We start from the raw sequence: 19,698 nt of genomic DNA, 5'->3' as shown, positions 1-19,698 counted from the left end.
CTCAGTGTTTGGCACGCCCGGCCCGGGCGGTGGCCGGCCGGCTTCCGCCGCCATCCTGTCTGGCATAGGCCCGGATGATATCCTGGACCAGCCGGTGACGCACCACATCCACATCCGAAAAGTAGTTGAAGGAGATGCCCTTGACGTTTTTCAGGATTTTCACCGCGTCCACCAGCCCGGAGTGTCTGGGGGCTGGCAGGTCGATCTGGGTGATGTCGCCGGTGATCACGGCCCGGGAGTTGAAGCCCAGGCGGGTGAGGAACATCTTCATCTGCTCTGACGTGGTGTTCTGGGCCTCGTCCAGGATGACAAAGGCGTTGCTCAAGGTGCGGCCCCGCATGAAGGCGAGCGGCGCGATTTCGATGAAGCCCTCCTCGATGAGGTCGGTCACCTTGCCCCGGCCCAGCATCTCGTTCAAGGCATCATGGAGGGGGCGCAGGTAGGGGTTGACCTTCTGGGCCATGTCGCCGGGGAGAAAGCCCAGACGCTCACCCGCCTCCACCGCTGGTCTCGCCAGGATGATGGAGCGGACCTGCTTGCTGACGAAGGCGGAAACCGCCATGGCCACGGCGAGATAGGTCTTGCCGGTGCCGGCCGGGCCGATGCCGAAGACGATGTCGTTTTCCCGGATGGAGTCGATATAGGTTTTCTGGTTGATGCTCTTGGGCGAGACAATCTTCTGCTCCGCCGTGATGTAAACCTTGTCGAGGAAGATCTCCTTGAGGTTGGCGCCGGGCGTCGCCTTGAGGATGCGCAGGGCATAGGCGACGTCCGCCGGGTAGACCGGGTAGCCGGTCTTGATCAGCTCGCGCAGCTTGTCGACCACCGAAACCGCCAGTTCCACGTCGTGCTTGGCGCCGCTCACCGTGAGCTGGCTGCCCCGGGCCGCCAGATTCACGCCGGTGGCATCCTCGATGATGGCAAGATGCTTGTTGAGGTCGCCGTAGATCAGCAGGGCGGTATTGTTGTCGGCAAAGGTAATGTCGCGCTTGATCAAGAACCCGCTCCGCTTACTTGCCGATCCTGGCCAGTTCCTGCTCGATCATCTTCTCGACGCTCTCCAGGTTGCGATCCTTGACCCGGCGGCCGTTGAGGAAAAGGGAGGGGGTGCCGCGCACTCCGGCCTTGCGTCCCTCGTTGATGTCATTTTCCAGCTGCTGCCTGGTGCCGGGGGAATTGCGGTCGCTGTTGAACTTTTGCAGATCCAGGCCGAGCTGCTTGGCCGCCTCGACGTAGCGGGCATCGGAAAGGGCCTTCTGGTTTTCAAAGAGCAGGTCGTGGTACTGCCAGAACTTGCCCTGGTGATGGGCGGCCAGGGCGGCCAGGGCCGCGGGTTGCGCCTGCTTGTGGAAGGAAAGGGGGAACTGTTTGAAAACGATTTTTACCTGCTTGGGATACTTGGCCAGGAGGGCTTCGTTGAGCAGCACGGTCTTGCTGCAGTAAGGGCATTCGAAATCGCTGAACTCGACGATGACCACCGGCGCATTCTCCGGCCCGAGGAAGGGGGCGCCGCTGATGTCGATGTTGACCGAGAAGTCGATGGTCACCACCTGGACGGTCTTGTTTTTGCTGCTCGCCAGATAGAGCTTGTCCTGGATGTTGGCCGGCTGCAGCCCGGAGCTGGCGATGCGGTCCATGCCGGGGTCGACGCTGATCGTTTCGGTGAGGGCTCCGTTTTCGGCGAAGATATAGAGTTTGCCGCCCTCGCCAAGGACAAAGGTCCACTTGCCGTCCACCGAGGCGGTGACGTCGAGGGGAGCGGTGGCGGTCTTCAGGGTGGTGGCCACATCCCAGTCGATTGCCGCGAAAGTGGGCGATGCGAGGGCCAGGAGCGTGAAAAAGAGAAGAAAACCCTTGAAAATACGTTGCATGGCGTTGGTCATCTGCGTGTGCCTCCTCGGTGCGGCGCCGGAAATAAATCGGGCGCTGGAAGTATCTTTTCGGGCAAAAACCCTGCGCTGTACAGCCGGCAAACAGGGCTTAGATTATATCGGCGCGCGAAATAACGCAAGAACGAGTAAGGGCTTTGCGAAAGAAATTGGCCCGGGCAAACGGCGGAGGCCGGGGTCGGTTGCCGCTCAGAGCCGCTCGGCCAGGAAAACGGCCAGATGTTTTGCCTTGGCCGGGGATTGTTCCTCGGTCAGGCCGGCGCCGAGATGGAGGAGGCAGCCGCTGCAGGTGGTGACGACCTCCTCGGCGCCGGTGGCGGCGATCGCCGAGAGCAATTCCCCGCGGATGGTCCGGGCAAGCTCGGGTTGGGCAAGATGAAAAAGGCCGCCCTGCCCGCAGCATCGCGGGCCGTCGGTCGGCTCGCGCAGGTCAAGGTTGCTGATCCCTTGCAGGACGGCGCGGGGCTCGGCGCTGATCCGGGCATGGAAACGCAGATGACAAGGATCGTGGTAAAAAACGCGGCAGGGCCTGGGAAAGCCAGCGAAACGAAGGCCGGCAGCCGTGGCGACAAAGGAGGAAAATTCAAGAAGCCTGCCGGCGAAGGCCGCGGCCCTGGTCCGCCAGAGCGGATCATCGGCAAGAAGCCGCGGGTAGCGGCGCAGCTGGCTGTAGCAGGAGGCGCAGGAGGTGAGGATGGGGAGATCGCCGTCGGCAAATGCGTTGATATTTGCCTTGGCCAGCCGTCTGGCCGTGACAAGGTCGCCGGCGCTTTCGGCGGCAAGGCCGCAGCAATGTTGCGCCGGCGGCGAAAACAGGGATTGGCCGCCGGCCAGGGCGATCTTTTCCGTGGCCCTGGCAATGCCCCGCTGGAGATGGCCGGCGTAGCAGCCGGCAAAGTAGGCAAGGCCGCGCGGCGGCGCCTGCGCGGTCGGCCTTTCGTCTCCGGCCGGGTGAAGAGCCGGCTCGGTCTCCGCCGGCAGGCCCAGGCGGATTCTCAGGCCGCTTTCCGCGGGCAGGCGCGTAAGCAGGGGCAGGCCGATGGTGCTCAAGATGGAGAGCAGGCCCGGCGAGGCCAGGGCCCGCTGGGTGACGGCGCGGAGAAAGACGTTGCGGCCGGCGCTTCTTGTGAGATGCGAGCGGGCTTCGCTGAACCGGTCGGCGGGGTCGAGCCCGCGGCTGCAGACCGGGCGGCAGGCCCCGCAGAGCAGGCATCTGGAGAGAATCTCGGCATAGGCTTCCGAGGCCTCTGCCGGATCGAAGCGGGTGAGCAGGTGCAGGCGGCCGCGGGCTGAAAGGGATTCCCGCTGCCCGGCCCGGAAGACCGGACAGACAACGGTGCATGCCCCACATTTTGCGCACTGCCTGGGTTTATCGCTCATGGTGATGGCCTGCGAAAAAACGGAGAGGCCATTGCCGGCAAAGGCCCTCTCCGTTTCCGCTTCCGGCTTACTTGCGCTGCCAGAGCAGGTAGGCCTTGATAAAGGGATCAAGATTGCCGTCGAGCACGCTGTCGACGTTGCCCACCTCGTAGTTGGTGCGGTGGTCCTTGATCAGGCGGTAGGGCTGCAGCACGTAGGAACGGATCTGGCTGCCCCAGGCGATTTCCTTTTTCTCGCCGCTCAGCTCCTGGTGCTGCTCCTTCTGCGCCTCGCGCTCCTTTTCGTAGAGCCGGGCCTTGAGCATCTTCATGGCCGTGTCCCGGTTGCGGTGCTGGCTCCGTTCGTTCTGGCACTGCACCACGATGCCGGTGGGCAGATGGGTGATGCGGATGGCCGAGCTGGTCTTGTTGACGTGCTGGCCGCCGGCGCCGCTGGCCCGGTAGGTGTCGATGCGCAGATCCTTTTCGTTGATGTCCACCTGGATGTCGTCGTCAAGCTCCGGAAAGACAAAGACCGAGGCGAAAGAGGTGTGTCTGCGTCCCCCGGCGTCAAAGGGGGAGATGCGCACCAGCCGGTGGATGCCCATTTCCGAACGGAGCAGGCCGTAAGCGTTGTGGCCGGTGATCATGATGGTGACGCTTTTGACCCCGGCCTCGTCGCCGGGCAGGTAGTCGAGGATCTCGGTGGCGAACTCCTTTGCCTCGGCCCAGCGCAGGTACATGCGCATCAGGATGCTCACCCAGTCCTGCGCCTCGGTGCCGCCGGCGCCGGCATGAATGGTGAGCATGGCGTTGCTGGCATCGTGCTCGCCTGTGAACATGCACTCAAGCTCCACGGTTTCCACCCGTTCGATGAGTGCCGTAAGCAGCAGGTCAACCTCTCTGGCCGTGGCCTCGTCGCCCTCGCTCATGGCCAGGTCGAGCAGAAGTTCGGACTCATCCAGGTCGCTCTGGCAGCTCTCCCAGCTCTGCACGATGTTCTGGACATTGCCCTGCTCCCGCTGGACCTTCTGGGCCTTTTCCTGATCATCCCAGAAGCCGGGGGCCAGGGTGAGCTGCTCCAGTTCCTGAAGCCGTTCTTTCTTGTGATCTACCTCAAAGATGCTCCTTCAAGGAGAGCAGTCTCCCCTTCAGGTCGTGGATTTTCTGTTTCAGTTCTGCGGACATGTTCTTCTCCTTATTTAATGATGTGAGTGCAGAAGGTCTTTTCTTTTGCGGACGAGGAAGCAGAGGCCCACTGCCGCGCCGGCGCCGAGACAGGCCCAGGGGAACAGGTGGCCAAAGCGCACGTAAGGGCTTTTCCCCGCAAGCAGCACAACCTCCTCGCTTTTGGCATACCGGCGGAAAAGGGGGGATGCGGCCCGGATCCGGCCCAGCGGGTCGATGAAGGCGCTGATCCCGGTATTTGCCCCCCGCACCAGGCTCTTACGCGTTTCCACGGCCCGGAATACCGCCATGCTCAGGTGCTGCCAGGGCGCGCTCGAACGGCCGAACCAGGCGTCGTTGGTGATATTGACCAGAAGATTCGCTCCGTTTGCCGCCTGCCTGCGCGCCAGTTCCGGGAAGATGCTCTCAAAGCAGATTAATACTCCAATTCTGCCGTTCTGGCAAGACAGGGGCTCCCCGGTGACGCCCGGCGAAAAGTCGCCCAGGGTCTCCACCACCGGCGACGCAAAGGCCAGAAGGCCCCGCAGGGGAATATACTCGCCAAAGGGCACGAGGTGCTGCTTGTCGTAGCGGCCGGCCACCGTTCCTTCCGGGGTCAGGAGAAAGGCGCTGTTGAAGTAGCTGGGCGCCGCAGCGAGGCTCTTCCGTTCCCGGTGCGGCGCGCCGGTGAGGAGCGCCACCCCGTACGGATGGGTGAGCTTGCTCTGCAGGCTTGAAAAGAGCGGATTTTCATAGGGGTAAAAGGGCAGGGCGGTTTCCGGCCAGACAAGCAGGCGCGGTTTTTTTTCGGCAATGGCCTCGCGGCTCAAACGCAGATAGGTTTCCACGGTTTCCGCCTGGAAGGCGGGCAGCCATTTCTGGTTCTGGGGGAAGTTGCCCTGCGCCACGGCGACGGTCATCCGTTCGGCCCCGGCCATGGCCGCCGGCAGGGTGGCAAGGCGCCAGGCGTTATACGCAAAGGCAAGACAGAGAATCAGGCCTGCGGCAAGAAGAATGGCGGGGCGGCTCGCTTTCGTGCCGGCGCGAGGAGAAGAGGAAAAAAGGGCCGCGGCCAGGCCATTGGCAAGAACGATGAGGAAGCTGACGCCATGGTGGCCGGCAAGATCGGCGATCTGGATGACCAGCGGCAGGCTGTGCTGGGTGTAGCCGAGGTCGAGCCAGGGAAAGCCGGTGAAGAGCAGGCTGCGGACAAGGTCGAGGCCCACCCAGAGTACCGGGGCCGCGACGAGAAGCGGCAGTGTCCGGGAAAATCCTGCGCAGAGGAAGGAAAACGCCGCCAGAAAACAGCTCATGTACACGGCCAGGAAGAACAGGGCCAGGCAGGCGAGGAGCAGGGGAACCTCGCCATAGGTGGCCAGGACGATGACGATCCAGTAGAGGAGCGGGCCGTAATAGGCAAGCCCGCAGAGAAGCCCCAAGGCCGCTGCCTGGCCGGGCGTGTGTCGGGGCAAACGGATGAAAAGGGGCAGCAGGGCGACCCAGGCCAAAAGCGGCAGGCCGCCCTGCTCGCCGGGGGAGGCGAAAAAAAGCAGGGCGCTGCTTGCCAGAGCAAAGGCGCAGGAAAGGGCGAAGCCGCCCTCCTGCCGCCGCGGCGGGGAATGATGGCTGGTCATCATTGGGGCTTGCGTTGGATCTTTACCGTATTGATGCGGCGCTGGTCAGCGGAAACAACCTCAAAGACCAGCGTGTTGATCAGCATGGTGGCGCCCGGCGGCGGAACCTGATCGAGGTGATGGATGATCAGGCCGCCCACCGACTCGTATGGGCCTTCCGGCAGGGTGACCCCGAAAAAGTCCTCGATCTCTTCCAGGTTCACCTTGGCGTCGGTGAGGAGGACATGCTTGTCCACCACCTTCCAGCGTTTTTCCGTCGTGTCGTATTCGTCGCGGATCTCGCCGACAATCTCCTCGAGCACGTCCTCCAGGGTGACCAGGCCGCGGACGCTGCCGAACTCGTCGGTGACGATGGCCATGTGGATTTTCTGGGTTTGGAAGTCCTTGAGAAGATTTACTATTTTTCTGGTGTCCATGACGAAGAACGCCGGCTTGATAAGCTCGGAGGCGTCCGGCATGGGCGCGGCCTGCAGGCAGCAGGGCAAAAGATCCTTGGCGTGGAGGATGCCGATGATGTTGTCCGGGGTTTCCCGGTAGATGGGAATGCGGGTGTAGCCTTCCTTGATGATCAGCTGGATGAGCTGGGAGACCGGCGTCAGATCCTCCGCGCTCACCATGTCGCTGCGCGGGGTCATGATCTCCCGGACCAGGGTGCCCCGGAACTCCAGGATGGAGCTGATCATTTCCCCCTCTTCCCGGCTGATCAGGCCCTGTTCCGCCCCTTCGTCGAGAATGTCCTGGATTTCCTGTTCAATGTCTTCGGCGCTGTCAGGCGCGCGATTGATGCCGAAAAAGTTGAGGATGCGTTTAAAGGGCGAATCGCCTGCGTCGGGAGAGGAGGAGTTGTCCATAAAGAGTCTTAAAATCCATTTCAAAGCAGGAGTCGGACGCCGCGAGGGAGGGCCGGTTCGCTCCAGGGTTGCACACGCTGTTTTTCCTTGATTTTAGCTTGTTCTGGCTAAAGGAAATAGCAGGGGGTGTCAAGAAAAAAAATTGACGTTTATTGTTAAAATCGGTATAAGAGCCACACTTTGTACATGCTAGACAATGTACGTATCCCAAAAAGGACTCGATTGCAGAGCCACTATACCATATGGAAAAATGGTATTTCAATAGAATGCACTTCACGTTTTGGGGGGCATTTCTTCAGAGGAGAGTTCATCCTTATTAATTTGCCCCTGTTGATGATTGACTCGTAAGCCATGGAAGGCAGCCACTGCTTCGCGGCATGAGCTGTCGGGTTGCCGAGCGCAAACCGTTGGCGGCGTGATTTTCGCGAAGCCAATGCAACGTGTAACGGAAAAAAAGGAAAAATAGCAGAAACGGTGTCCTGTGCTTTTGCTTTTTTTTCCTTTTGTTTTATGGGGATACGGTGATCTTTGCCGCTCGCCCCGCAACCGAATTCGAGGGTTCGCTTGAAAGAAAAGGTTTTGATTGCAAATCGGGGCGAGATCGCCCTGCGGATCATGGAGGCCTGCAAGGATCTGGGCCTTGAGTATGTGGTGATATACACGGCCGCGGACGAGGAGTCCGAGCATGTCCGTCGTAATCTCGACAGCGCGAGCAATATCCGCCGGGCCTGGCGTGTTGCCAGCTACACCGATCCCAACGACATTCTCGCCGTGGCGGACCATACCAAGTGCACGGCCATCCATCCGGGCTACGGCTTCTTTTCCGAGGATTTCCGCTTCGCCCGTCGGGTCACGGTGCGGAACCGGCCCCTGACCTTCATCGGCCCCAAGTGGGAGGTGGTGAAGTCCCTGGGCGACAAGATCAATACGAAGCGGGTCGCCAACAAGCTGGGGATTCCCACCATTCCCGGGACCGATGGCCCCATCTACAACGAGATGGAGGCCGAGGACATCGCTCTCCGTCTGCTCGAAGACCAGAAAGCCATCGATATCAAAAATCCCTCCATCCTGGTCAAGGCGGCGGCCGGCGGCGGCGGCATGGGCATCGAAGAGGTCTACCAGATCGAGCATTTCCGCCGCATCTACCGGCAGGTTCAGAACTATGCCAAGCGGCAGTTCGGTGATGGCGGAGTGCTCATCGAGCAGCGGATCCGCGACTTCAACCATCTCGAGGTGCAGATCCTCTGCAGCCGGCACGGCGAGCGGGTGCACTTCGGCACCAGAAACTGCACCATCCAGTCCACCGGCCGCCAGAAACGGCTGGAGGCGGCGCCCTGCTTCGACGACTCCTGTTTCGCCTATGATTTCGACGCCAGGGAGGTGCAGGACAAGGTGGTTGAATACTCCTTGAAACTTGCCTCCCATGTGCGCTACGACAATGTCGGCACCTGGGAATGGATCGTCACCCGGGACGGCAAGCCCTACCTGCTTGAGGTCAATACCAGAATCCAGGTGGAGAACGATGTCTCCGCCCGGATCAGTTATCTGGGCAACAAGCACCCCAATCTGATCCGCGAGCAGATCCGGCTGGCCCTGGGCGACAAGATGGGCTACAGCCAGAATGATATCGAGTTCCGCGGCGCCAGCATCGAGTTCCGGATAGTGGCTGAGGATACCTACCGGGGCTTTGCGCCCTGGATCGGGACCATCTCCCGCTTTTCCTATCCCAGGCACGACTGGTCCGCGGTCTACACCCATGTGCCCACCGATCGTTCCTACAGCATTCCCAGCGACTACGACCCCAACCTGGCCCTGGCCCTGGTCTGGGGCGAGAGCATGGAGGAGGCCAAGGAGCGGGGCAGGCAGTTCCTTTCGGAGGTTGCCATCGAAGGCAGCAATGCCTCCGGGGGGCAGATCATGACCAATCTTCCCTATCTGCAGGAAAATATAAACAGGCTGCTCACCTTTTGATGGCCGTGCGCCAACGGTTTCGGCGGCAGGGCGCGGACATTTTGCCGGTTGGGCAGGGAGCGCGCCCCGGGAAACAACAAAGCAATGACCGTTGTCATCGTGTTTTTTTTACGATCGCAACCAAGGTAGATAATACATGGAAGACTTACGAAAGCGGCTTGTAAAGATAGAAGAACGCATCAGCTACCTGACCCAGATCAAGGATGGCAGCGAATGGGGAAATCTGTCCGGCTTGCGTGAAAAATTCGTTCGCCTGCGCGACAAGTTCTACGACCTCAAGGAAGAGGAGATGGGCGAGGAGATCCGCGCCTTTGAGGACTCTCTCGCCTTTCTGGAAGCACGCTGCGAAGAAACCTTGAGCGCCATGGAAAAGGTGCGCATCGTCCGCAATCCGCACCGCTTTACCCTCAAGGACATTCTGGAAAATGTTTACGAGGATTATACCGAACTCGGCGGCGCCGAAGAGATCAGCATCGATCCCTCCATGGTGGCCGCCCGGGCCAGCATCATGCGCCGGGTCAAGAACAAGTCGGTCATGCAGCAGGTCATGGTCATCGGCCACGAAAAGGGGCATGGCGAGGAGTTCCGCAACGGCGGTTGCAGTAAGCCCTGGGGCAACGAGAAGGCCCTGCGCTACATGAAGGTCGCCGAGACCGAAGGAATTCCCATCCATTTTTACATCTTCACCCCCGGCTCCTTCCCTGTCGAGGATTATCCCGGCGCCGGCCAGCAGATTGCCCGCAATCTTTACGCCATGTCCAAGCTCAGGGTGCCGATGATTTCCGTCACCTCCGAGGGCGGCTCCGGCGGCGCCGAGGCGGTGGGCATGGCCGATATCCGTCTCATGTTCTCCCACGGCTACTATTCGGTGATCTCGCCGGAAGGGGCCGCGGCCATCGAGGGCAAGATCCGGGAGGGCGAAAAAATGCCCAAGGAGCTGGTGGAGGCCTGCGCCGAAAATCTGCACATCACTGCGGAAGAGAACCTCAAGCTCGGCACCATCGACCGCATCATCCATGAGCCGCCCCTGGGGGCCAAACGTGATGATTTCGGCTTTTTCCGCCAGCTCAAAAGCGAGGTGATCCGGGCCACCGACGAGGTGGTGCTCAAGACCAAGAGCCTGCGGGCCTTCCGCGCCTATGAGCTGAAGATGAAGAAGGCCGAGGAGCATGTGGCCGAGGAGCCGCATATCGAGATATCCTGGGATCTCAATGAGGACGAGGAGAAACGGCTCTTGAGCTTCCGCTCGAAAAAATACCGGGCCATGTCGAAGAGCGGTTACACCTACGAGGGCTCCACCTGCTCGACCTTGTGCCAGACGGCGAGGAAAAACCTGGCCAAGCTCTATTACAGCTTCCGCTATGACGTGCTCAAGAGCCAGCAGAAGCAGGTGAAAAAAGTGTTTCAGGATGTCTCCGGCGAGGGCTCGGTCCTCATCAAGCAGGTGGCGGCCCCCTTTTCCGCCGCCTATGATTTCATCGCCAAAAAGCCCGGCGCCAAGACAGGGAAGCTGATCGCCCCCGGCGGCAGCGGTGAGGATCCCATCGAGTTCGGCGATGTCTATACCAGCCCGCTCGCCAACGAGGATCGCACCGTAACCTGCCCCAATGCCGAAAAACAGGGCTGCAAGGATCTCTGGGTGCCTGATCTTTACGGCGAGTTCTGCGGGGTGTGCGAAACCTGCGGCCACCATTTTCCCCTGGAATACCAGTGGTACCTCAAGCATCTCTTTGACCCGGATTCCATTCGCGAGTTCAACGGCGAGATCTGCTCGGGCAACCCCCTGAGCTACCCGGGCTTTGACAAGCGCCTGCAGGCCGCCATCGCCAAAACCGGCCGCCGTAGCGGCATCATCACCTTTGACGCCCGGGTCATGGGGGTGGATCTGGTGGTGGCCATGCTGTACAGCGATTTCCGCAACGGCACCGTGGGGAGCGCCGAGGGCGAAAAATTTGTCCGGGCCTGCGATGCGGCCAAGATCAAGCGGAGGCCCCTGCTTTCCTATGTGCACACCACCGGCGGCATCCGCATCCATGAGGGAACCCTCGGGGTCGCGCAGATGCCCAAGTGCACCATGGCCGTGCGCGAGTATATCGATTCCGGCGGGCTCTACATCGTGGTCTACGACAACAATTCCTACGCCGGGCCGGTGGCCAGCTTTCTCGGCTGTTCGCCCTATCAGTTCGCCATCCGCTCCAGCCGGGTCGGGTTTGCCGGGCCGCGGGTCATCCGCGACACCACCGGCACCGATATCCCGCCCGATTATCATAACGCCCGCAATGCCTTGCGGCGTGGACATATCCAGGGTATCTGGGACCGCCGGGAATTTCGGCGCAATCTGCACAAGTCGCTGCTGACCATGGGTGGCGGCAATCTTTACTATCGATAACGGTCAAGGGTAACGGGTACCATGACGCAGGATATAGATTTCGACGCAATAATCGGCAAGTATCGCTCCGATCCCTTTGAGTACATGGATGTGCACACCATCCATACCGGACAGGTCCGCTTCAAGGTGCGGAAGGATTCCGAGGTGGAGGGGCCCACCGGCGAGTGGCACCACATCCCCGGCACCCTGCTTTACGAGATGCTCCGCGAAGGGAATCAGAAGAAGATCTTTTCCACCAGCAACGGGGTGGTCTCCTTTATCCGCGACGATCTCGAAGGGCAGTTCGTCGAAGCGGGCGAGAAGATCCTCACCATCCGGCATCCCCTGAAGAAGCGGGAGATCATCGAAAATATTCTCCGCCAGGTGCTTGAGCCCTTCAACGCGCCGGAGCGGGCCAAGTATTTCTTTTCCCTGGACCTGCAGGCAAAGATCGACAAATACGGCCAGCGCGCCGTCTCCATCCAGCCCGGGGACGAGGTTCTGACCATGTCGCTGATGAAGCGCGACACGCCGGTCTACTATACCGGCGAGCCCGGCATCATCCATTCCGTCTACTTCCAGCCCGGGGTCAGCGTTTCCCAGGGCGAGCCGCTGCTGGGCATCTGCTCCAAGGAAAAGCTCCCCTACATCCAGAAGATCATCACCCGCGTCAAGGCGGAATGGGAATAACCGTTTCCCGCTGAGGGAGCCCTTTCCAGTCGCAGGCACGGCGGCCGGGGATGCATCTGCCGCCCCCGGCCGCCTTTTTTCTTTACTTTTCCGTGAGGCCTACTCCGTGGAGCGCCTGTCCTACCAGCGTATTCAGCAATGCATCGCCGAGGAGGAGATTCCCCTCCGGCTTAAGCACCATCCCGCCGAGGTGGTCGAGGCCGTTTACCGCTATGGCGCGCCGGTGGCGAGCCGCATCGAGCAGCTGCCCAGGGCCGGACGGCTGATGTCTTTGGCGAGAGAGCGCATCGACGCCCATGAGGAGCGGGACCATTCCTTTCCCAGCGGCATGCTCCTGATCGCCGATGCGCTTACGGAGAGTCGGGGACGGTTTCAACGCTCCTGGTTCGCCCCGCCCGGCGGCCTCTGGCTGACCCTGGTCATGGCCAACACCCTGTTGCCAAGGAGCATGGCCCTGTATCCCATGGCGGCCGGCGCCGCCTGCTGCGAGGCGATCCGCGGCTGCGGGATCGACGCGCAGGTCAAGTGGGTCAACGACGTGCATCTGGCCGGCCGCAAGATCTGCGGCATTCTCAGCGAGTCTTACCGCAGTCGCAGGTTCGGCGATGAGTATGTGCTCATCGGCGTGGGCATCAATGTCAATAACGTCGATTTCCCGGCCGAACTGGCCGATCTGGCTCTTTCCATGAAGGCCGTTCTCGGCCGTGACCTCGACCTGGCCGCCTTCGCCACCCGGCTGCTCGCCAAGTTTTCCTGGTACTTCGGCCTGCTCTGCCACGACGAGGCCGAGGGGCTGGCCGGAGATGATTACGGCGGCGAACAGGGCGCGGGCGGCCTTCTTCTCCCTGCCTGGCGGAACCTGAGCGACACCATCGGCCGCACGGTCCGCTTCGGCTTCGACGTGCAGCGGCAGCCGCAATATCTGGCCAAGGTGATCGGCATCGCCCCGGACGGCGGCCTGATCCTGAAGCAGCTTGTCAGCGGCGAAGAGCTGATCGAGCATTCGGGGGAGATCCTCTATGTGGACTAGGATACGGCTGAAAAAAACTTTTTCAGCCGTATCCTGAATGGGGATGGGGCGTACGCCGACCCCATGACGTTTCTTCTCAGCGGAGAGGACCATGTCGCAGCCAGTCAGTGTCATCATCCCCACTTACAACCGGGAAGGCTTTCTGGCCAAGGCCATCGACTCGGTCCTCGCCCAGACCTTTCGCCACTTCGAACTCATCGTGGTGGATGACGGCTCCACCGACAATACCGCCGCCCTGGTCGCCTCTTACGGCAGTGCGGTCCGCTACCTCTTCCAGGAAAACCGCGGCCCGGCCGCGGCCCGGAATCACGGGATCAGGGAGGCCCGCCATGGGCTGCTCGCCTTTCTCGATGCGGATGACCATTTCGTCCCCGATAAGCTCGCCCTGCAGACGGCCGCCATGGCGGCGCGGCCCGAGTTCCTCATCTCCCATACCGGAGAGGCCTGGTTCCGCAACGGCAGGCACCTCAACCAGAAGAAGAGGCATCGCAAGGAGAGCGGCGACATCTTCGCCCGCAGTCTGGAGTTGTGCGTGGTGGGCATGTCCACGGTCATGGTCCGCCGGGTTCTGTTCGAGCGGATCGGCATCTTCGACGAATCATTCCCCTGTTGCGAGGATTATGAGCTCTGGTTGCGGGCCAGCATCGGCCATTTCTTCCTGCTCGTCGACGCGCCCCTGACCGTCAAGCATGGCGGCAGGCCGGATCAGGTCTCGGTGCGCTACCGGGTCGGCATGGACCGCTTTCGCATCCGGGCCATTGAAAAACTGCTTCAGCGCGAAAATCTTTCCTCTGACCAGCGCCTTCTTGCCGGCGCCGCCCTCGCCCGCAAGGCGGCCATCTATGGCAACGGCTGCCTCAAGCATGGCCGCGGCGAGGAAGGGCGCCGTTATCTGGCGCTGTCCCAAAAGTATTCTCCCGCCGTTCCCTGAATCGTTCCCTGCTTAAAAAAACTTTGACCCCTTTCTTCACTCCTCACTATAATCAAAAAGAGCGATTGGGAATTCCCATGCTCTGCTTGGAAGGTTGGGGGATTTTCTCAGGAAGGAAAAGGAGCTGGAGATGGTCAAGGAAAAAATTCGCAATCTCGGTATCGCCGCCAAGCTCAATATCGCCATTGTCGCCGCGGTCCTGCTGCTCATGCTCGGCATGACGGTGGCGGTGAATTCCTCGGTGAGGAAGGCGCTGGGCAACCAGGGCGCAACCTTTGTCAACACCCTGAAAGAACAGCAGAAGCAACAGGAAAAACTGCTGCGCGGGGATCTTGTCCTCAAGGGCAAATCCTTTGCCGACATGCTGGGCAGGACCGGGCAGGATCTCATCGTCAACTACGAATTCGCCTTTCTCGAGCAGATCGTCCAGAGCACGGTCAATGATCCGGATATCGATTTTGTGGTTTTCTATGACAAGGACGGTGCCCCGATCACCAGGGGCAGCGTCCGGCCGGAGTCTTTCAAGGCCGCAAACGTCGTTGCCAAGGAGATCCTCATCAATGAACAGAAGGTCGGCGCGGTCGAGCTTGGTCTCAACTATGACAATGTCGAAAGGAATATCAAGCAGGCCGCCGCCCGCAGCGACCAGGCCATCGCCGAGGCGCAGGCCGCCGAAAAGACAGCGGCGCAACGCATTGTCCGGAACATTGTCCTGTTTGCCCTGGCGGTCATTATCCTCATCGGCCTGGTCGTCTATGCCACCATCGGTATCATTGTCAAACCCTTGCGTGATGCGGTGAGCAAGGTCCAGCACATCGCGCAGGGCGATCTGGATGTGGAGATTGCCGGCGAGAGCGGGGATGAAATCGGCCGGATGCTCGCCGCCATGCGGACCATGGTGGAAAACCTTCGCGCCACCGCGCAGATGGCGGAGAAGGTTTCCACCGGCGATCTGGCCGTGCAGGTGCGGCTTCTCTCCGAGCGGGACAAGCTGGGCAAGGCTTTGCTCAAGATGGTGGAGAGCCTCCAGGGCACGGCAGCCAAGGCGGAGCAGATCGCCTTGGGCGACCTCAATGTCCGGATCGATCTTCTTTCCGCTCAGGACGCGCTGGGCAAAGCTCTGGCCAGGATGGTGGAAAGCCTGAAAAGCACGGCGCAGGAAGCGGAGGAAGTGGCCAACGGCAATCTCGATGTCAAGGTCGTGCTGCTTTCCGACCGGGACGTTCTTGGCCATTCCCATATGAAAATGGTGGAAAGCCTCAAAGGCAAGGCGCGCATGGCCGAACAGATTGCCCTCGGCGATCTGTCGGTGGAGATAAATCCCTCTGGCCAGGATGTGCTCGGCAAAGCCCTGGCCCGCATGGTGGAAAATTTGCGGAACATGGCGAAAACCGCCGAAAAGATTGCCGAAGGGGATCTGCGGGTGGAGGTGAAGGTGCTTTCCGAGAAGGATTCCTTTGGCATTGCCCTTGCCGCCATGGTGGAAAAACTCAAGACCATCATCCGTGATGTGCGCATGGCCGCGGATCAGGTCGCCTCGGGCAGCCAGGAGCTGAGCGGCAGTTCCCAGCAGGTTTCCCAGGGAGCAAGTCAGCAGGCTGCCTCCATCGAGGAAATTTCCTCGGCCATGGAAGAGCTGGCCAGCACCGTTGCCCAGAGCGCCGACAGCGCCCGGCAGACCACCGCCATTGCCACCAAGGCCGCGGTGGACGCCGAGAAGGGCGGGCAAGCCATGCGGAAAACCGTGGAGGCCATGGAGCATATTGCCGTAAAAATCGAGATGATCGAAGAGATCGCCCGGCAGACCAATATGCTTGCCCTGAATGCCGCCATCGAAGCGGCGCGGGCCGGCGAGCACGGCAAGGGCTTTGCCGTGGTCGCCTCCGAGGTCAGAAAACTTGCCGAGCGCAGCAAGGTTTCCGCCCAGGACATTCGCGAAGTCGCCACCTCCAGTGTGCAGATCGCGGCCAATGCCGGCTCCCTGATCGAGGCCATGGTGCCGCAGATCCAGAGGACCGCGGAACTGGTCCAGGAGATCGACGCCGCCAGCACCGAGCAGGCAAGGGGGATCGAGGAGAATTCCAAGGCCATCGAGGAGTTCGATCAGGTGATTCAGGCCAACAGCGCCGCTGCCCAGCAGATGGCCTCCACCAGCGAGGAGCTCAATGCCCAGGCCGGCCATCTTCAGGAGATCATGACCTTCTTCGGGCTGGACGATGCCGAGGGAAGAGGCGTTGCGCTTACCCGGCAAGGTTCCGCGGCCGTGGGCGCGGTCCAGCCGCGGCTGGCTTCGGCCGGCCGCCCGGCGGGGCAGACCGACCGGCAACCTGGGCCGGGGGTCCGTATCGCCCTGGGCGGGCAGGTTGACGGCGATTTCGAGCGTTATTGAGGGGGCATTCTCCAACCGCGAAAGCAGGAGGGGTTTTTCGTTTTTTTCGTAATCTCAGGCTGTTGTGCGCGGTCTGGACCGCGCCATGCGCATCTGTATTCTCCTTTTCGCGTTTTTTTTTGTGTTTGACATCACTCCCGGAATTCACATAGCATGGCTATGGGTGTTTATACCTAGGGGGTGTGCCGTCTCCTCCCGTGATCGGGATTCCCTTTTGGGTCATCGTGTTCGATGTGGCAGGCGCGCATTGCGCGGCCTTTTTAGAGAGGCAATACAAAATTGAGGCTGGGTTGGCCATGCTGAAAAACATGAAGGTCGGCACGAAGTTGCTCGGCAGCTTTCTGGTGCTTGCGGCAATTGTGGCGGTGGTGGGCGTGTTCGGCAGCGCCAAGCTGCGGAGTCTTGACGCTGCCGATGGCTTTCTCTACGAGAAATGCACGCTTCCCCTTGGGTATCTCGTTGATCTTGGCTCCGGGTTTGAACGGGCCGCTGCCAATATCGGCCATATGGCCTATCAAAGAAATACCGAGCACCTGCAGGCGGTGGAAGGGGACATGCGGGACGCGGATCTGCTTCTGCGGGAATACCGCAATACCCTGGGCGGCACCGAGGACGAGAAAGCATACAACGAATTGCTCACCTCCTGGTCTGCCTGGGGGAAATTTGTCGAGCAGCAGAAGGAGTTGCTGCGGGCCGGCAGGTTTGACGCAGCCCTTGCCCTGCAGACCGGGGAAGGAAGCCGGCTTCGGCTGCAGACGAGGGAATTGATTCACCAGATGAACGCTCTTAAGGTCGCAACCGCCAGAAAAATCGCGACCGACAACGCCACCTTGGCGAGCCGGGCCTCGCAATTGATCTATCTCCTCATAGCCGCCGGCGTCCTGGCCGCTTTGACGATCGGTTTCATCATAACCCGGGCAATCACCAGGCCGGTCGCGGTATGCCTGGATGCGGCCAACCAGCTTGCCGCGGGACGAACCGACATAGCGCTTGCCGCCGACGCCAGGGACGAGATCGGGGAACTGCAGGCGGCCATGGCGAAAATGATCAGGGCCATTCATAGCCTGGTCAGCGATGCGGATCTGCTCGCCAAGGCGGCCATGCAGGGGCGGATCACCATCCGAGCCAACGCCGCCGGCCATGAAGGCGATTATAAAAAGATCATCGAAGGCGTCAACAATACCATTTCCCGCCTGGTCGGCCTGCTCGACTCCATGCCGGCGCCCGCCATGATCATCGACAACGATTTCAACATTCTTTATATCAACGAGGTGGGCGCCAGGGCAGGCGGCAAAAATCCCGGCCAGCTCATCGGCGGCAAGTGTTTTGATCATTTCAGGACCAGCCACTGCAACACCGATAAATGCGCCTGCGGGCAGGCCATCCGGGGCGGGATGGGCGCGAGCGCCGAAACCGACGCCCATCCGGCGGCCGGCGTGGATCTGGATATCGCCTACAGCGGCATTCCGCTCCGTGACGAACAGGGTAAGGTCATCGGCGCCTTTGAGGTGGTTTCCGACCAGACCGCGGTCAGGAAGGCGGCCAGGCTGGCCAGGAAGGTTGCCGATTATCAGGGTGCCGAGACCGAAAAGGTGGTCGCCTGCCTGAAAAAACTTTCCCAGGGCGACATCACCTGCACCATCAGCCCCGCGGCCGGGGATGCGGATACCATGGAGGTATACAACACCTTCAAAATCATTGCCGATTCCTTCAATGCCAGCGTGGCAACGATCAACGCCCTGGTCGCCGATGTCAATATGCTTGCCGGCGCGGCGGTGGAAGGAAGGCTCAACACCCGGGCCGATGCAGCAAAGCACCAGGGCGATTTCAGGAAGATCATCGAAGGCGTCAACAACACCATCTCCCGTCTGGTCGGCTTGCTCGATTCCATGCCCGCGCCGGCCATGATCATCGACACCGATTTTACCATCCGGTACATAAACGAACTGGGGGCCAGGGCCGGTGGAAAAAGTCCTGCTCAACTGATCGGCAGCAAGTGTTTCGACCATTTCAAGACCAGTGACTGCAACAGCGACAAATGCGCCTGCGGGCAGGCCATCAGGGGCGGAAGGGTCGCAAGCGCCGAAACCGACGCCCACCCGGCTGTAGGCGTGGATCTTGACATCGCTTACAGCGGCACGCCTCTTCGTGACGAGCAGGGCAAGATCATCGGCGCCTTTGAGGTGGTTTCCGACCAGACAGCCATCAAGAAGGCGGCGAGGATCGCCAGAAAGGTCGCGGACTATCAGGATGTTGAAACCAATAAACTGGTGGAAACACTCAACAAGCTCGCCATCGGCGACCTCAATATCTCCCTGGAAACGGAACCTGCCGACGCTGATACCGAGTCGGTGAAGAAGGTGTTTGAGGGGATCGGCGGGGCGGTGGGATACCTGGTTGATGCCCTGAAGGATATCACCGGCGCGGCTCGCGAGATCGCCGCCGGCAACCTCACGGTGAAGCTCAGGAAACGGAGCGAGGTGGATGAACTGCTCCAGGCCCTTGAGGATATGGTGAGCAAGCTGAAGGAAATCATCACCGACGTCCGTGGGGCTGCCGATCAGGTCGCCTCCGGCAGCCAGGAACTGAGCAGCAGTTCGCAGCAGGTTTCCCAGGGGGCCAGCGAGCAGGCCGCAGCGGTGGAGGAAATTTCCTCCTCCATGGAAGAGCTGGCCAGCACCGTGGCCCAGACCGCCGATCATGCCCGCCAGACTGCGGCCATTTCCAACAAGGCGGCGGATGACGCCGTGGCCGGCGGCAAGGCCGTTACCGAGACGGTGACCGCCATGCAGCATATCGCGGAAAAGATCGAGCTGATCGAGGAGATCGCCCGCCAGACCAACCTGCTGGCCTTGAACGCCGCCATCGAGGCGGCCCGGGCCGGCGAGCACGGCAAGGGCTTCGCGGTGGTGGCCTCGGAGGTGCGGAAACTTGCCGAACGCAGCCAGTATTCCGCCCAGGAGATCAAGGGGGTTGCCTCGGCCAGCGTGGAAACCGCGGCCAATGCCGGCCGACTCATCAACGAGATCGTGCCGCAGATCCAGAAGACCGCTGAGCTGGTTCACGAGATCGACGCGGCCAGCAACGAACAGGCCCGGGGCATCGACGAGAACGCCAAGGCCATCCAGCAGTTTGACCAGGTGATCCAGGCCAACAGCGCGGCCGCCGAGGAGATGGCCTCCACCAGCGAGGAACTGACCGCCCAGGCGGCGCAGTTGCAGGACTCCATCGCCTATTTCAAGATCGGCAACGAGGCGGGCGCGGCGCGGCTTACCCTGCGGAAGCCGGCAAAAATTCCGCTGCCTTCGCCGGGGCCGGGCCGGCGTCCGGCCGGCCCGAGCGGTAAAGGGATAAAACTTTCCCTGCCGGCGACGGGTGATGATGGCTTTGAGCGGTACTGAACGAGCTGGCTGAAATCCC

At 61.1% G+C, this 19,698-nt stretch carries 13 protein-coding genes; 7 read left to right on the top strand and 6 right to left on the bottom strand.

Features of this window, described 5'->3' with window-relative positions; translation table 11 throughout:
- Position 1: 1 nt before the first annotated feature.
- From ACUUL3_RS09225 to ACUUL3_RS09200, 6 genes are all read right to left on the bottom strand, one after another.
- Positions 2 to 997 carry a PhoH family protein gene (locus tag ACUUL3_RS09225; protein WP_448550686.1) on the bottom strand — a complete coding sequence of 332 codons (996 nt, stop codon included), beginning with the start codon at positions 995 to 997 and terminating at the stop codon, positions 2 to 4.
- A 13-nt stretch (positions 998 to 1,010) separates the two neighbouring features.
- Positions 1,011 to 1,883, bottom strand: coding sequence for a DsbA family protein (locus ACUUL3_RS09220; protein ID WP_448550685.1), 873 nt, complete (start codon positions 1,881 to 1,883; stop codon positions 1,011 to 1,013).
- Between the two features lie 195 nt (positions 1,884 to 2,078).
- Positions 2,079 to 3,269, bottom strand: coding sequence for a (Fe-S)-binding protein (locus ACUUL3_RS09215; RefSeq protein WP_448550684.1), 1,191 nt, complete (start codon positions 3,267 to 3,269; stop codon positions 2,079 to 2,081).
- Positions 3,270 to 3,336: 67 nt separating this feature from the next.
- Positions 3,337 to 4,435 (bottom strand): peptide chain release factor 2 gene (gene prfB, locus ACUUL3_RS09210; protein WP_448550683.1). Its coding sequence is split into 2 segments (ribosomal slippage): positions 3,337 to 4,365 and positions 4,367 to 4,435, totalling 1,098 coding nucleotides; the frame shifts between segments, so codons are not numbered across the junction.
- A 14-nt stretch (positions 4,436 to 4,449) separates the two neighbouring features.
- Entirely contained in the window at positions 4,450 to 6,051 is a 1,602-nt protein-coding gene (gene lnt / locus ACUUL3_RS09205) for an apolipoprotein N-acyltransferase (RefSeq protein WP_448550682.1), read from the bottom strand.
- Positions 6,048 to 6,899: a hemolysin family protein gene (locus tag ACUUL3_RS09200; RefSeq protein WP_448550681.1), complete on the bottom strand. Its 852-nt coding sequence runs from the start codon at positions 6,897 to 6,899 to the stop codon at positions 6,048 to 6,050. The genes lnt and ACUUL3_RS09200 overlap by 4 nt, the downstream gene beginning before the upstream one ends.
- Before the next feature lie 564 nt (positions 6,900 to 7,463).
- Here ACUUL3_RS09200 and ACUUL3_RS09195 point away from each other — a divergent pair.
- From ACUUL3_RS09195 to ACUUL3_RS09165, 7 genes are all read left to right on the top strand, one after another.
- Positions 7,464 to 8,870: a biotin carboxylase N-terminal domain-containing protein gene (locus ACUUL3_RS09195; RefSeq protein ID WP_448550680.1), complete on the top strand. Its 1,407-nt coding sequence runs from the start codon at positions 7,464 to 7,466 to the stop codon at positions 8,868 to 8,870.
- Between the two features lie 136 nt (positions 8,871 to 9,006).
- Positions 9,007 to 11,259, top strand: coding sequence for an acetyl-CoA carboxylase carboxyl transferase subunit alpha/beta (locus ACUUL3_RS09190; protein WP_448550679.1), 2,253 nt, complete (start codon positions 9,007 to 9,009; stop codon positions 11,257 to 11,259).
- A gap of 21 nt (positions 11,260 to 11,280) precedes the next feature.
- The gene (locus ACUUL3_RS09185) at positions 11,281 to 11,928 is read left to right on the top strand and encodes a hypothetical protein (protein WP_448550678.1); all 648 of its coding nucleotides are present in this window, start codon (positions 11,281 to 11,283) and stop codon (positions 11,926 to 11,928) included.
- Positions 11,929 to 12,034: 106 nt separating this feature from the next.
- Positions 12,035 to 12,958: a biotin--[acetyl-CoA-carboxylase] ligase gene (locus ACUUL3_RS09180; RefSeq protein WP_448550677.1), complete on the top strand. Its 924-nt coding sequence runs from the start codon at positions 12,035 to 12,037 to the stop codon at positions 12,956 to 12,958.
- A 91-nt stretch (positions 12,959 to 13,049) separates the two neighbouring features.
- On the top strand, positions 13,050 to 13,889 hold the full coding sequence (locus tag ACUUL3_RS09175) for a glycosyltransferase family 2 protein (protein ID WP_448550676.1): 840 nt from the start codon (positions 13,050 to 13,052) through the stop codon (positions 13,887 to 13,889).
- Positions 13,890 to 14,019: 130 nt separating this feature from the next.
- The gene (locus ACUUL3_RS09170; RefSeq protein ID WP_448550675.1) at positions 14,020 to 16,278 is read left to right on the top strand and encodes a methyl-accepting chemotaxis protein; all 2,259 of its coding nucleotides are present in this window, start codon (positions 14,020 to 14,022) and stop codon (positions 16,276 to 16,278) included.
- Between the two features lie 296 nt (positions 16,279 to 16,574).
- Positions 16,575 to 19,679, top strand: coding sequence for a methyl-accepting chemotaxis protein (locus ACUUL3_RS09165; RefSeq protein ID WP_448550674.1), 3,105 nt, complete (start codon positions 16,575 to 16,577; stop codon positions 19,677 to 19,679).
- Positions 19,680 to 19,698: the final 19 nt, after the last annotated feature.

Source organism: Thiovibrio sp. JS02 (assembly GCF_053485635.1).
The sequence above is the reverse complement of the archived record's forward strand: the minus strand, read 5'-3'. Positions and strand labels throughout refer to the sequence as shown.

Bases quoted from the DNA above. Each gene is read 5' to 3' on its own strand.
- ACUUL3_RS09185 (WP_448550678.1), top strand. From the start codon at position 11,281: ATGACGCAGGATATAGATTTCGACGCAATAATCGGCAAGTATCGCTCC.
- lnt (WP_448550682.1), bottom strand. From the start codon at position 6,051: ATGATGACCAGCCATCATTCCCCGCCGCGGCGGCAGGAGGGCGGCTTC.
- ACUUL3_RS09190 (WP_448550679.1), top strand. From the start codon at position 9,007: ATGGAAGACTTACGAAAGCGGCTTGTAAAGATAGAAGAACGCATCAGC.
- ACUUL3_RS09175 (WP_448550676.1), top strand. From the start codon at position 13,050: ATGTCGCAGCCAGTCAGTGTCATCATCCCCACTTACAACCGGGAAGGC.
- ACUUL3_RS09170 (WP_448550675.1), top strand. From the start codon at position 14,020: ATGGTCAAGGAAAAAATTCGCAATCTCGGTATCGCCGCCAAGCTCAAT.
- ACUUL3_RS09220 (WP_448550685.1), bottom strand. From the start codon at position 1,883: ATGACCAACGCCATGCAACGTATTTTCAAGGGTTTTCTTCTCTTTTTC.
- ACUUL3_RS09215 (WP_448550684.1), bottom strand. From the start codon at position 3,269: ATGAGCGATAAACCCAGGCAGTGCGCAAAATGTGGGGCATGCACCGTT.
- ACUUL3_RS09165 (WP_448550674.1), top strand. From the start codon at position 16,575: ATGCTGAAAAACATGAAGGTCGGCACGAAGTTGCTCGGCAGCTTTCTG.
- ACUUL3_RS09200 (WP_448550681.1), bottom strand. From the start codon at position 6,899: ATGGACAACTCCTCCTCTCCCGACGCAGGCGATTCGCCCTTTAAACGC.